Origin of the sequence: Desulfonatronovibrio hydrogenovorans DSM 9292, from assembly GCF_000686525.1 — a bacterium.
Classification (GTDB): domain Bacteria; phylum Desulfobacterota; class Desulfovibrionia; order Desulfovibrionales; family Desulfonatronovibrionaceae; genus Desulfonatronovibrio; species Desulfonatronovibrio hydrogenovorans.
This window is the reverse complement of record NZ_JMKT01000010.1, coordinates 188,531-203,904: the sequence shown is the minus strand read 5'-3', so window position 1 is coordinate 203,904 and position 15,374 is coordinate 188,531. Positions and strand designations below refer to the sequence as shown.

At 49.9% G+C, this 15,374-nt stretch carries 14 protein-coding genes; 7 read left to right on the top strand and 7 right to left on the bottom strand.

Annotated features, from left to right (window positions below; genetic code table 11):
- Positions 1–2 precede the first annotated feature (2 nt).
- From P771_RS0108790 to P771_RS0108755, 6 genes are all read right to left on the bottom strand, one after another.
- Entirely contained in the window at positions 3–506 is a 504-nt protein-coding gene (locus P771_RS0108790) for a GNAT family N-acetyltransferase (RefSeq protein WP_161635957.1), read from the bottom strand.
- On the bottom strand, positions 499–1,494 hold the full coding sequence (locus tag P771_RS0108785; RefSeq protein WP_051617223.1) for a D-alanine--D-alanine ligase family protein: 996 nt from the start codon (positions 1,492–1,494) through the stop codon (positions 499–501). The genes P771_RS0108790 and P771_RS0108785 overlap by 8 nt, the downstream gene beginning before the upstream one ends.
- Positions 1,485–2,561, bottom strand: a complete 1,077-nt coding sequence (locus tag P771_RS17020; protein ID WP_051617222.1) for a D-alanine--D-alanine ligase family protein — start codon at positions 2,559–2,561, stop codon at positions 1,485–1,487. The genes P771_RS0108785 and P771_RS17020 overlap by 10 nt, the downstream gene beginning before the upstream one ends.
- Positions 2,558–3,874 (bottom strand): KamA family radical SAM protein, encoded by a 1,317-nt coding sequence (locus P771_RS17015; RefSeq protein ID WP_084301775.1) that lies wholly within the window; start codon positions 3,872–3,874, stop codon positions 2,558–2,560. Before P771_RS17015 ends, P771_RS17020 begins: the two co-directional genes overlap by 4 nt.
- 555 nt (positions 3,875–4,429) lie before the next feature.
- Positions 4,430–5,425 (bottom strand): sigma-54 interaction domain-containing protein, encoded by a 996-nt coding sequence (locus P771_RS17010; RefSeq protein ID WP_161635956.1) that lies wholly within the window; start codon positions 5,423–5,425, stop codon positions 4,430–4,432.
- A gap of 257 nt (positions 5,426–5,682) precedes the next feature.
- Entirely contained in the window at positions 5,683–6,927 is a 1,245-nt protein-coding gene (locus P771_RS0108755) for an EAL and HDOD domain-containing protein (protein ID WP_028574850.1), read from the bottom strand.
- A 111-nt stretch (positions 6,928–7,038) separates the two neighbouring features.
- On the opposite strand from P771_RS0108755, the gene P771_RS17005 reads away from it, so the two are divergent.
- Both P771_RS17005 and P771_RS17000 read left to right on the top strand, forming a co-directional pair.
- Complete coding sequence (locus tag P771_RS17005; RefSeq protein WP_084301774.1) at positions 7,039–7,650, top strand: DUF2271 domain-containing protein; 612 nt, start codon at positions 7,039–7,041, stop codon at positions 7,648–7,650.
- A gap of 204 nt (positions 7,651–7,854) precedes the next feature.
- Positions 7,855–10,272: a mechanosensitive ion channel family protein gene (locus tag P771_RS17000; RefSeq protein ID WP_051617219.1), complete on the top strand. Its 2,418-nt coding sequence runs from the start codon at positions 7,855–7,857 to the stop codon at positions 10,270–10,272.
- A gap of 165 nt (positions 10,273–10,437) precedes the next feature.
- Here P771_RS17000 and P771_RS0108735 read toward each other — a convergent pair whose 3' ends face one another.
- Positions 10,438–11,373: a YbgA family protein gene (locus tag P771_RS0108735; RefSeq protein WP_028574849.1), complete on the bottom strand. Its 936-nt coding sequence runs from the start codon at positions 11,371–11,373 to the stop codon at positions 10,438–10,440.
- A gap of 147 nt (positions 11,374–11,520) precedes the next feature.
- Here P771_RS0108735 and ispG point away from each other — a divergent pair, with 147 nt between their 5' ends.
- The 5 genes from ispG to dnaB all read left to right on the top strand — a co-directional run bounded on the left by ispG (position 11,521) and on the right by dnaB (position 15,302).
- Complete coding sequence (gene ispG / locus P771_RS0108730; protein ID WP_028574848.1) at positions 11,521–12,582, top strand: flavodoxin-dependent (E)-4-hydroxy-3-methylbut-2-enyl-diphosphate synthase; 1,062 nt, start codon at positions 11,521–11,523, stop codon at positions 12,580–12,582.
- A gap of 81 nt (positions 12,583–12,663) precedes the next feature.
- Complete coding sequence (gene rpsF / locus P771_RS0108725) at positions 12,664–12,975, top strand: 30S ribosomal protein S6 (protein WP_028574847.1); 312 nt, start codon at positions 12,664–12,666, stop codon at positions 12,973–12,975.
- A complete protein-coding gene (rpsR, locus tag P771_RS0108720) occupies positions 12,976–13,233 on the top strand; it encodes a 30S ribosomal protein S18 (protein ID WP_028574846.1) in 258 nt (85 codons plus the stop codon).
- Between the two features lie 103 nt (positions 13,234–13,336).
- Entirely contained in the window at positions 13,337–13,876 is a 540-nt protein-coding gene (gene rplI / locus P771_RS0108715) for a 50S ribosomal protein L9 (RefSeq protein WP_028574845.1), read from the top strand.
- A 7-nt stretch (positions 13,877–13,883) separates the two neighbouring features.
- Positions 13,884–15,302 carry a replicative DNA helicase gene (gene dnaB / locus P771_RS0108710; protein WP_244147310.1) on the top strand — a complete coding sequence of 473 codons (1,419 nt, stop codon included), beginning with the start codon at positions 13,884–13,886 and terminating at the stop codon, positions 15,300–15,302.
- Positions 15,303–15,374: the final 72 nt, after the last annotated feature.

The window sequence follows — 15,374 nt, the reverse complement described above, 5'->3', positions numbered from 1 at the left end:
GGCTAGATTAATGCGCTCAAGACCTGTTTTGAGTAGATCAGCTTGTGATCCCCAGGGGCATAAAAGTCCACCAGAGTGCAGTTCAGACTGAATCCCATCTGCTGGTAGAACAGTCTGGCTGGATGGTACTCTTGCCTGCCTGAGGTCTCAACATAGATCATGTTTCCGTTCATCTTTTTTACAGCCTGTTCCGTAGCCAGGTACAGCTTTCTGCCCAGGCCTGCCCCCTGAAACTCCCGACGAACGGCCATCCAGTAGAGATCAAAGCCTGAGCGGGTAAAGGGAACAGGACCGAAGCAGGTGTACCCGGCCAGGTTATTCAGAGTGTCTTTGGCCAGAAGAAAGTGATAACCAGATTTTTTGTTACCCTTTTCAAGGCATTCCCGGATCAGCTCTTTGGCAACCCTGATTTCTTCCCGGCTGAAAGTTCCTGTGGAGACCAGGAGATCTTGGATTTGATCCGGAAGTGAACAGTCCACATGATCATCGATGGTTATATTATTCACGGCCATACCTGGCCAACCCTGACTGAACTATGCACTGGATGACCTGGTCCGGGCTGAATCCGGCTTCCTGGGCAGCAGCCATGAACCCGGCATCAGGGGACAGACAGGGGTTGGCGTTTATCTCCAGAACCAGAGGAATTCCCTTTGAGTCAACCCGGAAGTCAACCCTGGCATATCCAGACATTTCAAATACTTCCCAACAGTGCAGCGCAATATCCGATACCTGACGGATGAGTTTCTGGTTTTCTTTGCCCGAAATGAATTCCCGGCTTAGGCATTGCTCTTCTTTTGAGCCGGGATTCCATTTGGCTTTATAACCGACGATACGGGCTGTTTTCAGAGACTGATCAGAAAACACAATCTCAGCTACCGGGAGGATCACTGGGCCGTCAGGTTTATCCAGAATGGAAACATTAATCTCCCTTCCTGGCACGTATTTTTCAACAAACCAGACCCCGCCATGCCTTTTTCTTAACTTTTTGATCTGTTTTTCGATCTTATCCTTTGAAAAGTCCTTGAATACACATGATGTTTCCAGGCCAAAAGATCCGTGTTCCCAGGCCGACTTGACCAATGCTCCTCCTTTTATGGACTTGTTTTGATCCACCTCTTCAGCAGTCAGCCAGTGAGGGGTCAGGATATGATGGGCAAGCATTACTTTTTTGGCCAGAAGCTTGTCCGAGGTGGTTACCATGGCTGAATGACCGTTGCCTGTGAAGGGTATGTTCATGCTTTCCAGAACAGCTGGAGCAAAATGAATAAAGTTTCCTCTGCCATTGATTTCTTCTACAAGATTAAAGACCAGGCCAGGATTGAGCATGCTGAGCTGCCTGCTCAGACTTTCCATGTCCAGGGTCGCTGAGATCATGCTTACCTCATGGCCGAGGCTGGTCAAAGCTTCCACAACCATGCCCGCCTGGACCAGGTTGTCTGCCTGGTCCGAACGGGCCCTGGAAGAAAAAGACGAGGTAAGTACGATCAGCTGCATTTTTGCTGTACCAAGGACCTGGGGGAACTTTCTGTTTCTGGGAGGGGATTAAGGGACCTGTTATCCGGCTTCTGCCAGCTACCCGTCTTTTCAGGCAGCTTGAGGCCGGATCGTCTAAGGGCGGAGTCCATGATGGTCTTAATGAGATCATCATAACTCCATCCGGCCAGGCGGCTCAAGATAGGCAGGTCTGAATGAACAGGGTTCAGTCCAGCCAGGGGATTGACTTCAATAAAGGTCATGCAGCCATTTTGGTCCTGACGAAGATCAACTCTTCCTCCGTCCATGCAGCCCAGTCCCTGCCAGATTTTCAGAGCCAGGTCTTCGGCCTGGTTTTTTAGATCTCCAAGGACCAGCCTGTACTGTACTTTTTCCAGGTAATTTTCCTTGACTGAACATGAGTAAATGTTTTCATCTCTGAACACCAATTCCATGGTTGCCACAGGCTCAGCCCAGTCCTTTGACCCTACTATGCCTACAGTTACTTCTGTGCCAGGCAGGAATTCCTCAATGAGTAAAGGCTGATTGAACCGGGTAAAAAGGTCGGTGCAGACAGACAGTAATTCCCAAGGATCATGGACCACTGATTTCTGGTCAATGCCCTTTCCTGTTCCTTCAGCCGCAGGTTTGACAAATGCCGGAAACACAGGCTCTATTTGCTTAAGGTCGGACACAGATCCAATTACCTGAAACCAGCCAGTAGGCAGGTTCATGTCCCTGACAATCTGCTTGGAGCGTCCTTTGTCCAGACACAGAGCCAGTACCGCTGGGTCGGAAAAAACGTATGGTATCTGGTAATAATCGAGCAGGCAGGGCACAAGGGATTCCCTTCCCGACCCGAACATGCCCTCACAAATATTAAAGACCATGTCCCATCTCTTTCCTTTGTCCAGAAGCCGGGCAAGATTCCGGGCACTGCCGATTCTGGTCACCTCAAAACCAAGGCCGGTCAGGGCATTTTCGATTCCGTCGATGGTTTCCGGCTTGTCCAGTTCTGCGGTCTGCTCCATGGTAAAGCCTGCAGCAAGATAGTCCTGGCGCAGATCATAAGTTAATCCAATGTTCATTGTGCTCCTCCGGCGATGTTTTCAGGGGCCACCAGGTTCATTCCTGCCTGGTTTTCAGCCATGGATTGATCCGGGTAAACATAGTGCCTGTTCTCAAAATTTTTGAATACCAGGCCGGTGCTGGTCCGGCCTTGATAATACCCGGGTAGAACCGGGGTTTTTCCTCCCCCTCCCGGAAGATCAATAACATATTGGGGCACGGCATAGCCCGAAGTATGCCCCCTGAGTCCCTGGATCATTTCCTTTCCTTTTTCAATGGTTGTTCTGAAGTGGTTGGAACCAGGTATAGGGTCGCACTGGTAGAGATAGTAAGGCCTTACCCTAGCAACTAAGAGTTTATGATATAGGTTTTTCAGGATGGATGTCTGGTCGTTAATACCCTTTAAAAGAACAGTCTGGCTGCCCAGGGGTATCCCGGCATCGGCCAGTCGGCTGCAGGCCTGAGCAGCCTGTTCTGTCATCTCCCTGGGATGGGTAAAATGCAGGCTGAGGAAAAGGGGATGAAACTTTTTCAACATCTTGCACAGAGATCTGGTGATTCTTTGAGGCAGGACTGCCGGTACCTTTGTCCCTATCCGGATTATTTCCACATGGCGGATGGCTCTGAGTTTTTCCAGAATGTATTGCAGCTGATCATCGCCCATGGTCAGTGGATCACCGCCAGATATGAGCACATCACGTACCAGAGGATTGTTTTTAACGTAGTCAATAGCCTTGATCCATTTTTCAGGGTGGCCCAGGGAGTCGTGTCCGACCATCCTGGACCGGGTGCAGTACCGGCAGTAGGTGGAACAGAATCCAGTTGCCAGAAAGAGCACCCGGTCCGGGTATCTGTGCACAATGCCTGGAACCGGGCTGTCCCTGTCTTCATGCAGGGGGTCATTCTCTTCTCCCAGCCCTTTTTTAAATTCAAGCCCAGTAGGAACAACGCACTTGCGTATGGGATCATCAGGATCAAATGGATGGATGAGACTTAAATAGTATGGAGTTATGGACATGGGAAGCAGGTCCTGTCCTGATCCGGCCTGGAGCTCCTGCCCCGAGAGAGGCAGGATTTTTTCAAGATCCGGAAATCTGGTTATTCTGTTTTGCACCTGCCATTTCCAGTCATTCCAGTCTCTATCAGAAACTCTTTTGTAGTGAGTCCTCCTGAATTCCTGAGGGCTGAATTCAAAAATATTATGGCTAGAATGGGAAATGGTGCGGATAGTCGGATGGAACAGTGATTCAGCCCTGAATCCAAGGTCATAGGCGGCCGGAGGGTCCTCAGAAGGAGGCTCAGTTTCAACTTCAATCTGTTCGAGTTTATCCATGATAAGATCCTTTTTCTGTTTTAATGGCTTATGTTTTTTGGGGCCTGATTACGTTTTCACCTGTTGAAAAGCTGTTAATCAAGATCTGTGCCGTTAAAAAAAGCAAATGAAAACAGCAAGAAGAGTTTCTTAGCCTGATGAAAGTCAGTCCTGGAAATTCTGTTTTTCTTAAGGGGTTATACTTGGTCTGGTCAGCCGGAAAGTTGCTGCCTGACCCAGCCGGAGTCTGCTGGTGATGTACCCTGGGGTTTGCCGGTTACTTTCGGGTTAGGTGTTTATTTTCTGGCTGATTGCCATGAAACAGTGGATCAGGTGTCTTTATTAAAGGAAATGGGCATAAGTCGGAGTTGAAGCCAGAGTTGTTTAAGACCGCGGCTACTGAAAAAAGAGGGCTGGATAGGGAAAGAGTGGCTTGGCTGCAGATGGAAAACCAGAATCAAGGGTTCCAGGTATTATAAAAACAGAACCGCTGATACCGGTTTTTTCATTCCGCCCAGGACAGGCAAATTTTTCGCAATTAATTATCCCGGGGCCTGGGGTCGGACCAGCTGGTTTTTAATTGTCGATGTTTTGGGCGGAGCAAGGTTTGAACTCTCTGGTTTTAAGACCATATTTGCCCATGAGCTTGTTGAGCTGCCTTTCGCCGATGCCGGCCTGGCGGGCTGCATTCCTTATCCTACCCTTGTTTTTGATCAGCAGTTGCTGGAGGTACTGTTTTTCAATTGCCTCCAGGTGGATTCTTCTGACTTCGGACAGGGGCAGGTCGATATTGATATATTCAGTCTCATTTCCGGCCTGGTGAACAAACAGTTCCGGGGGGAAGCTCATGGGAGTCAAAAGCTCAGAACTTTCCAGGATAAAGGCCCGTTCAATAAGATTCTCCAGTTCACGCACGTTTCCAGGCCAGGAATAATCCATGAAGGCCTGGATCACTTCTCTGGATATCTCCTGGACCGGACCGGGAAAACCAGGTTTCAGCCTCACAAAGATGTCCCGGGCAATGGCTGGGATGTCCTGAGTTCTTTCCCTTAAGGGAGGGATTTCAATGGGGAATACATTCAACCTGTACATCAGGTCCTGTCTGAATTTGTCTTGCTGACCCAGACTTTTTAAATCGGCATTGGTCGCGGCAATGATCCGCACCTGGACATGGATGTCCTTGGTACCCCCCACTCTCTGGAAAGTGCGGTCCTGCATAAAGGAAAGAAGCTTGACCTGAGCGTTCTGGCTCAGGGAGCCAACTTCATCAAGGAACACTGTGCCCTGGTCAGCAAGTTCAAATTTACCCGCCTTTCTGTTGATGGCGCCGGTAAAGGCTCCTTTTTCATGGCCGAACAGCTCACTCTCAATGAGGTTTTCTGGTATGGCCCCACAGTTTATGGCGGCAAAAGGGTGGTCTTTCCGGGTGGAGCGGTTGTGGATGTACCTGGCCAGGCTGCTTTTGCCTACTCCGGTTTCACCGGTAAGCAGGACAGTGGTGCTGGTCGGGGCTACCAAATTCGCCTTTTGAAAGACTTCCTGCATTGCAGGAGAGCTTGTTTGAGTGAGCATGGTCTCAGTATTTAAATAAAATGGCAGGCCTTGGAAAAAATATTGTTTTTCAGGAATCTGGATCAAAAATTTCTCATATGGACCATCCGAACATGAGGCAACAGCTTTTTTCATGACCGGCACAATCGTGAGCTGCACACCATGGGCTGCAATTTAGTCCGATGATTTCAGAAAAACAAGGGATTATTGCAAACTGGTCAGTCAAGAAAAAACAAACCAGGTACAATGGCCAGAGGCGGACCACATCTTCGGGCTCGTCAGATTCTGGAAGCAAGGGATGATCTGACCCATTCAAGGGACTGATTGTAGATCCGGGCGGTTTCTTCAGGGTCAAGTCCAAGAAAGCTGATGGTATCCAGGGTCTTCTGCCAGTCTCCTTTTTCGTAAAACCTGGCCAGCTTCAGCCAGTAACCGTTGGAGGTACTGCTTTTATCAGCCAAAACCTGTTTCATTTCTTCTTTTAAGGGAAGTTCTTCAAGAATTTTTTCCATGGGCCTGCCAATCAGAGTGTCCAGAAGGGAAAAGAGTCCCAGCAAGAACATGGAGGGAGGGTCAAAGGGCGGGGAGTTGTGACTGGCTGAAACCTGTTCCAGGAATTTTCCTCGCAATGCAGCAAGGTAAGTTACCTCAGAGTCCATTGGAGTTTCACTCATATCCGAGAGGATATTCACTCTGAGCCATTGAGAGGTTTGCCTGATGCCCAGCAGGGTCACGGCCTGCTGGATGGAAGATATTTCATTTCTGAATCCGAAGTAAGCTGAATTTATGAACTTCAGTAGCCTGTAACTCAGGGAGGCGTCTTTCTGGATGATTTTGCTCAAGTCTGATAGCTCCAGATCCTCTCTGGCCAGCTCTTTGAGGAGCTTGATGCTTGAAACCTTGGCCGGAGAAGGCTTGGATCCTGATATGATCTGCGGCATGCAGAAGAAGAAACCTTGAAAGTAGTCAAATCCAATTTTTTTGCAAAGGTTGTATATGGTCAGATGTTCAATTTTTTCAGCCAGGATCTTGGCTTTTAGCTTTGACATGGATTTTACGAGTTTTTTGATTTCAAGAGGTGAGAGCTTAAGGATGTCCACCTTGATTATGTCCGCAATCTTGATGAGTCTCTCAAATTCCGGCTGCCCGAAGTAATCGTCTATGGCTATCCTGTATCCGTTCTGCTGGAGTTCAAGACACGATTGGACTATGTTTTCGTCCGGCGTGACAGTTTCCAGAACTTCAACAACACAAAGCTCGGAAGGCAGGGCAAAGGCACTTTTCTCCAGGATCAGCCGCTCAGGAAAATTAATAAAGACTGGCTTGCGTCCTCCTGTGGCTGTAATGGCCACGGAAAAACCTTGGGAGATAACCTTGAGGGTTGCATGATCCGGGTTGTCAATCCTGGCGCTGTTGGGAATCTCTTGATCCCTGTAAAGTAGTTCATATGCCCAGACCTTGTCCTGGCGGTCAAAAATGGGTTGCCTGGCGACAAATATTGGATAGGTTTGGAGAATTTCCATTTTACCTGGAGTGGATTGCAAAAATTTATTATTTTTTTTATAAATTCTACTAGTTAACCTTTTGCTTATCAAGGAAAAAGTCTTTTTTCTTTAAAAAGTGGTGATGGTATCATGAGGATAAAACAAGTGTTCTGGGGAGTTTTGCTGGGGATTGCTGCAGCCGGCCTGACAGCAGGAAATGGTGTCTGCCGGGAAGCACCGGGCGAGAACCTGACAGGGTCGGATTCCTCTGAGCCAGGATCCTGCCGCATTGAAATCAGTTATTTTCTGCATATCCAGCCAAGAATGGCCAGCAACCAGATTGCAGTCTGGATTGAGGACCAGGCTGGAAACTATGTGGCAACAGTTTTTGCCAATGATTATACAGCCCAGGGAGGTTATGAGCTGAGACCGTTGAGTCTTCCTTTGTGGCGGGAAGTATCCGGCTGGGACCGGGCTGATCCGGGGTATGTCGATGCAATCAGTCGGGCAACTCAGCTTTCCGGTGACCATACTGTGGTCTGGGATTGTAAGGATTTTAAAGACCAGCCGGTTGACCAGGGCCGGTATGTGTACAGGGTTGAGGGCAATATTTTTTGGGAAAATCGAGTGATCTGGACCGGTGAGATAACAATTGGCGGTACTGCTGATCAATCCCAGGCTCAGGCCGAGTATATTCCGGAACGGGCCTTTAGAAAAGGAATCCTCCTGGAACAGGTCAGGGCAGAGTTCAACCCGGAATAATCCTGCTCAGAAAGGTTGCTGTCCGGTGGGAAAAGTTTCGGGCAGCTACTATGCAGCTGTCCAGCACCACGGTCAGTGTCGGTACCTGGATGACACCTGGCAAGCTGTGGATAACTATTTGAAATATATGCATTTTATTGGAGTAGAAGAGGGTCGCGCACTTTAGTGAGCTTAATTCAGATGTACTTTTCCAAAGGAGAATATATGCGCTTTCAATCTCTGAACCCGGGTATCATCCTGCTGTCCAGTCTTTTTATCCTGTGCATCCTTGCTCATCCGTCAGATGCCCGGCAAAGCCAGGGCCAGGAATCGGCTGATATATCCAGGGCCGGTATTGAAAGGCTTTTGCAGGATCTGGAAGATCCGCAGCAATTGGAGAGGCTGAAGCAGGACTTGCGCATCCTGCTGGAAGCAGGCCAGGCTGAACCTGATGAACTCAAGATTGAATCCAGAGGGCTGGTTGGAGATCTGCTTTTTCTGGCGTCTGAATACGTGCAGGGTATTAATCAGATGCTGTCAGAAACCGGCAAGCATGTTCTGGAAGTTCCTGCACTGCTGGTGGAACTGTCTGAACAGGCCCGGGACCCTGAAGTGCTGAAGAGCTGGGGTGAGATGGCCGGGAAGGTTTTTCTGGTTCTTATGGCCGGTCTCCTGGCCCAGGTTCTGGTCATCCGTCTGCTTTCCAGGGTCCGGAAGGCTTTGGAAGATCAGGATGCTTACAGTCTGGGATTCAGAGGGATTCTGATGGTGGGCAATACCTTTCTGGAGATCATCCCCATAGCAGCTTTTGCAGCAGCAGCTTATGGCCTGCTGCCTTTTCTCGATCCCCGTCCCGGGACCCAGCTGGTAGCCCTGACCCTGATCAATGCCAATGTCTTTGTCCGGCTGATCTTGGCTCTTACCAGGCTGATCCTGGTGCCCGGGGTGCCCTCTCTGCGGTTTCTTCCCCTGGACAATGAATCTGTCCAGTATCTGTATATTTGGGCCCGAAGGGTGGCAAGGATCGGAGTGTACGGATACTTTACCCTGGAAGCTGCCCTAATCCTGGGATTGCCTCAAAGCCTCTACCTGTTCGTGCTCAAGCTTCTGGGACTGGTCATCACCCTGATGGTAATCATCCTGGTTATGCAGAACCGGAGGGATGTAGCTGCCTGGATTCGGGGCGGACCGGATCAGCCGGAGCCGGTTTTGCCTGAGGAGCCGGTCAAGGATCACACCAGGAGGATAAGTGCGTTTCGCCGCAGATTGGCTGATTTCTGGCATGTAGGAGCAGTCATGTTTGCGGTGGGCCTTTTTGGAACCTGGGTCCTGGAGATCCAGGGCGGGCTGTATTTTGTGATCAGGGCTGTGATTCTGACTGTCATGGTTCTTGTCCTGATCAGTTTTCTGGTCCGGCTAAGCCGCCGGGGAATAGACCATTTATTTAAAATAAGTGATGAACTGAAAAAGGACCATCCAGAGCTGGAGGCAAGGGCCAACCGGTATCTTCCATTGCTTCAGCATACAGTCAGAGGGGTTTTATATGCAATAGCCTTCTTTTCCATCATGCAGGTCTGGGGGCTTGGCACCCTGAGCTGGCTATTGTCTCCCCAGGGGGGAGCAGTTTTTTCCAAGCTGCTGGTTATTTTTCTGATTATTGCCGGAGCATTTCTGGTCTGGGAGGTGGTCAGCGTTAAAATTGAGAACTACCTGGCCAAGGAACGCCTTAATGGAGGCAAGCAGTCCAGCACCCGAATCCTGACCCTGTTGCCTTTGCTCAGGAATGTGGTCCGCATTGCTCTGTTCCTGGTGGCTGGAATGAGCGTTCTGGCTCACCTGGGCATAAACATTGCCCCTCTTCTGGCTGGAGCCGGCGTAATCGGCCTGGCAGTCGGCTTTGGAGCACAAACCCTGGTCAGGGATGTGATAACCGGAGCCTTTATTTTGCTTGAAGATTCCATTGCCGTGGGAGACTGGGTGGAGGCTGGAGGGTATGCAGGCACGGTTGAAAAGCTGTCCATCAGAACGGTGACCCTGCGGGATCTGAGCGGAGCGGTTTATGTGATACCCTTTGGGGATGTAACAACGGTCAAGAACAATAATCGGGACTATGGCTACGCCCTGATTGATGCAGGCGTAGCTTATCGGGAGGACTACGGAGAAGTTGTCCAGGCCCTGCAGGACGTTGCCATTGAGCTGCGTCAGGACGAAGTATGGGGGCCGGACGTCATTGGAGACCTGGAGGTCTTCGGGCTGAACAATCTGGCTGATTCAGCAGTTGAAATCCGGGTAAGGCTGAAGACCATGCCGGGCCGTCAGTTTTCCGTACGCAGGGCCTTTTTGGAAAGGATGAAACGAATATTTGATGACCGAGGTATTGAAATCCCCTTTCCTCACCAAACCATCTGGTTCGGAGTTGACAAAGACGGGTCTGCACCGCCCATGCGCATCCTCAAAGAGCCGGGATTGGAGGTTTCTGCCCGAGCAGTGGATACTGGAAGCGGTCAGGACCGGGCCCGGTCTGAGATAAATTATACGTCTGAAACTGAGGCTTCCCAGGATGTGATGGAAGAACTCAGAAAGGCTGAACAGGAGGACAGGGATCCTCAAGACCAGGAGGAGGCGAAGAAAAATCAGAGCTGAGTCTTTTTTTCTGTTTTTATGGGCAAAACAATGCGTCTCCGGGCCAGCTATGCAAAAGGCTCCATCCACTTTCCTGGAATGGATAATGACTGTTATGCTGGTAGATTATGTGGTGCTCCCTGGGTTTGGAAGTGATTCTGATTAATATGGATGCTGTTTTTCAGTTTAAACATGGTTTCTAAGCTTCAATTCCCTGGGATGGGGATTGAGATAGACCTGGTCTTTTAGGTAGGGCTGCCCGTATTTGCGGACATAGTGGTTGAGCAGGGTAACTGGAACTATGATCGGCACCTCATGGTCGGCATAGCTTTTAATTACCTCCAGGAGTTCCTGTTTTTCATCCCTGGTCAGCTGTTTTTTGAAGTACCCCATGACGTGCTGGAGCACATTGGTGTTTTTTTTGACAGTTGAAGAGCGCCTTAAAGCAGACATTAGCCGGGTGGCATACTCTTCGGCCAGTTCCCTGCTGAACTCGCCGGCCCTGGCCACCATCCTGCCCAGCTGCCGGTATGCTTCCACATCATGAGCCATGACCAGGAGCTTGTGTCTGGTATGAAAGTCAACCAGTGCGGCGGAATTAAATTTTTTACCTGAAAGTTCCCTCCATCTGTTGAAAACAAATATCCTGGTGATGAAATTTTCCCTGAGCATGGGGTCGTTGAGCCTGCCGTCTTCTTCAACAGGGGTCAGGGGAAAACGGTCTATAAACATGCCTGCAAATATCCCCCGGCCCTTGGGAGCAGGATTTCCCTTTTCATTATAGATCTTAACCCGCTCCATGCCGCTGCTGGGTGATTTGCTTTTAAACACAAAACCGGACAGGTCCTGCTTTTCAAGTTGGTCCAGCTTTTCTTTGGCCCAGGTTTTAAGGCGCAGGGTATGGTCGATATTGGTTTTTATGGTCACCAGCCTGGGGTTGTCCTCGGGCCCCACCAGACGCATGGCTTCTCTGGGCGTGGGAAGTCCGGACTCGGTTTCCGGACAGACCGGCACATAACTGACATATTTCCCCAGTATGTCGCGCAGGTATCTGTCCAGTTTGTGTCCACCGTCGTAACGTACTTTTTCACCCAGAAGGCAGGTGCTGATGCCGATTTTCATTGCCGGACTCCTTGAATTGACTGGTTGCTGAACAATAAGTTCTGGTTATTGAGACCCTGGAAATAATAGAGTTGATGGGGGAAAATATCAACAGGCAGGATATTTTACTTCTTGATGGGCCTGGTAGCGGATGGTAATGCTCATTTCATGAACAGGAAAAAGACCAGGCAGGTCATGATCGGGAATGTCGGGATCGGCGGGGACAATCCTGTCCGGGTCCAGAGCATGACCAATACCGATACCAGGGATGTCAGGGCAACCCTGGACCAGATAAACCAGCTTGTCCTGGCCGGATGTGAGCTGGTCAGGGTAGCTGTACCTGATGCACCGGCTGCATCCAGGCTCAAAGAAATAATTGCCGGCTCTCCTGTCCCGGTTGTGGCGGATATTCACTTTGACCACAGACTGGCTCTGAAATCCATTGAAGCCGGGATCAATGGCCTGCGCCTTAATCCGGGAAACATAGGGGATCAGTCCAGAGTCAACCGGGTGGTGGACGCGGCCAAGTCAAATATTATTCCCATCAGGATCGGGGTGAACAGTGGTTCAGTGGACAAGACCATTCTGAAGAAATACGGAGGGCCAACCCCTGAAGCCATGGTTGAAAGCGCCATGGGGCATATAAGAATGCTTGAAGACCGGGGTTTTGAACTTATTAAGATTTCCCTCAAGTCTTCCTCGGTCCTTGGGACCATTGAGGCATACAGGCTGATGGCTGATCAAAGGGATTATCCTCTGCATATCGGGATCACCGAGGCAGGGACCCCCATGCGTGGAGCAGTCAAATCCGGGGTGGGGCTGGGAGTTCTTCTCTATCAGGGCCTTGGGGATACCTTGCGGGTATCTCTGACCGGTGACCCGGTCAATGAAATGCCAGTTGCCTGGGAGATACTCAGGTCCCTGGGTCTGAGGCAGCGCGGACCAGACATAATATCCTGTCCTACCTGCGGCCGGACCGAAATAGATTTGACAGCCATGGCTGAAGCGGTTGAAAAGAAGCTCAGAAATATTGAGAAAGTCTTTACCGTGGCCATCATGGGGTGTGTGGTCAACGGTCCGGGGGAAGCCAGAGAAGCTGATATCGGACTGGCTGGAGGCAGGGATTGCGGGATTATTTTTAAAAAAGGAGAGATGGTCAAAAAAGTCAAAGGCGGAGAACTGCTGTCCGAATTCATGCGGGAACTGGATGAGTATTTGCGCTTGACATGATATTTATATCAAAATAATAATTACTGTTTACCTTGCTCTCATCCGTGGATGAGGGCCTAATGACCATAAGGAGGATTTTGAATGAACGCTACGTATGAGACTCTTCTCTTGCTCAGTCCGGAGTTGGGCTCTGAAGGCAGTAAGGAGCTGGTGGAGACCCTGTCCGGAATTATCGACAGGGATGGCGGACAGGTCGTTGAGAACGACGACTGGGGTATCAAGGAGCTGGCCTATCCGGTTCGCAAACAGACCCGGGGACATTATGTGCGGCTGGAATACAGCCTGCCTGCAGACAAGGTTGCTGAACTGGAAAGAAACATCAGGAACGCTGACGGAATATTCAAGTTTCTGACTGTCAAGCTTGAACAAAAGACTGAGTCAAAGGAGAGTTAAATGGCATTCAGGAAATTTGCACCAAGAAAAAAGTTCTGCCGGTTCTGCGCCAACAAAGACATAGATCTGGACTACAAGAATGTTGAGCTGCTCAAGGATTTCATCACTGACCGGGGTAAAATTATTGCCCGTAGAATTACTGGAACCTGCGCCAAGCATCAGCGTAAGTTGACTGGTGAAATCAAGAAGTCCAGGCAGATGGCCCTGTTGTATTACACGGCCACCCACAGCAGTCAGGTGCATAAGAGGACCATCTAGGCTGATGGATTTTTCAGCACAGCCGGGAATATGTTGCGGCCCGGCAAGATGCATTGATTAAACGACAATAAATATTAGAATATGCTGTTTCAGGAGCATCATCATGCAGATAATACTTAGAGCAGATGTGGACAATCTCGGCCGTCTGGGCGAGGTGGTCAAGGTGAAGCCGGGGTACGGGCGAAATTATCTTATTCCCCAGGGCCTGGCCATGCCGGCCACCAAGGCCAACATGAATATCTTTGAGAGGGAGAGAAAAAGACTTGAGGCCAAAATGGAAAAGATCCGTCAGGCAGCTCGGAGTCTGGCTGACAAGCTTAATGCTGCCCAAGTGGTCATCCCGGTCAGGGTGGGTGAGAATGACAAGCTGTACGGTTCTGTAACCACCACCAATATTGGAGACGCCCTTTCTGATATGGGGATCGAGGTGGACCGCAGGAAGATTGTCCTGGACAACCCCATCCGGACCCTTGGTGATTTTGAGGTGGAGGTCAAGCTTCACCAGGATGTTCAGTGCATGGTCAAGGTCAGCGTGGTCAGACACGGAAGCGAACCTCAGGCTGTGGAGGAGTCGGTCGAATCAGAGGCTGTGGACACTCCGGCTGAACCCGAGGCTGCAGAAGCCCCGGAAGAGAACAAATAGTGACAAGGTGGCTTCAGCAAAAAAAGAAAACCTGCCTGACAATCTGAACAGAATTTCTTCGGATCTGATCAGGAATATGCCCCCCCAGAACCTTGAAGCCGAACAGGCGGTTCTGGGCGGGGTTTTTTTATCCAATACGGTTCTGCATTCCATAATCGATATCCTGTCTGAAGAAGATTTTTACTCTCCGGCCCACCAGATCATATTCAGGTCATTTGTGGACCTTTACCGGAAAAACATCCCCATAGATCTGGTCACCATCCATGAAGACCTGGAGAAAAAAGCGCGGCTGGAAAGTGTGGGCGGAGCTGTATACCTGGCTTCCCTGACCGAGGCAGTGGCTTCGGCTTCCAACGCCCTGTATTACGCCCAGATCGTAAAGGAGAAGTCCATTCGCAGGAGCCTGATCCAGGCAGCTACTGAGATAATCTCCCAGAGTTTTGAGCCTGCTTCAGAGGTCAATGACCTGCTGGATACTTCTGAACAGAAAATATTCGCCATCAGTGAAGCCAAGTCCAAACAGGTCTTCAGGTCAAGCAAGGAACTGGTGGCTGAAGTTTTTGAGCTTCTGGAAAAAAGGGTTGAAAGAAAGGAGTTGGTCACAGGGGTGCCAACTGGATACCACAGTCTGGATGAAATAACAGCCGGACTCCAGCCCACAGACTTGATCATCATTGCAGCCAGACCCAGTATGGGAAAGACAGCTTTTGCCCTGAACGTGGCCATGCGTTCAGCCACAGCCCATGAAGTGCCTACAGCCATTTTTTCCCTGGAAATGTCCATGGAGCAGCTCATGATGCGCATGCTCTGCTCGTTTGGCAAGGTGGACCTGAAAAATTTGCGAACCGGATATCTGAATGACGAGGACTGGGCCAGACTTTACCAGTCAGCGGACGCTCTTTCCAAGGCTCCCATATTTATTGACGATACTGCGGCCCTGTCATCCATTGAGATGCGGGCCAGGTGCAGGCGTCTCAAGTCTGAGAAGAATCTGGGCCTGGTTATAGTTGACTATCTTCAGCTGATGAGGGCTGGCAGACGGATCGACTCCAGAGAACAGGAGATATCCGAGATCTCCAGGTCATTGAAAGCCCTGGCCAAGGAAATTGGCGTGCCTGTGGTAGCCCTTTCCCAGCTCAACCGGAAGGTTGAAGAAAGGACCAATAAAAGGCCTGTTTTGTCTGACCTGCGTGAATCCGGAGCCATTGAGCAGGATGCTGATGTTATTCTTTTTTTATACAGAGACGATGCCTACAATAAAAAGGACGACAATCCCAGAAAAGGGATTGCCGAGATCATTGTTGGAAAGCAGCGCAATGGTCCAGTAGGCATGGTGGAGCTGTCATTTTTGGAGAGATTTACAGCCTTTGAAAATCTGGCGGACATTCCTGTGCCGTCTGAAAGTGCTGCTGATGGGTTACTGTAGACAAGGGTGGGTTGAACAGCCCTGATTCTGGTTCCCACCTGGTTGTTTTTTGAACTGGATACATAAGGTACC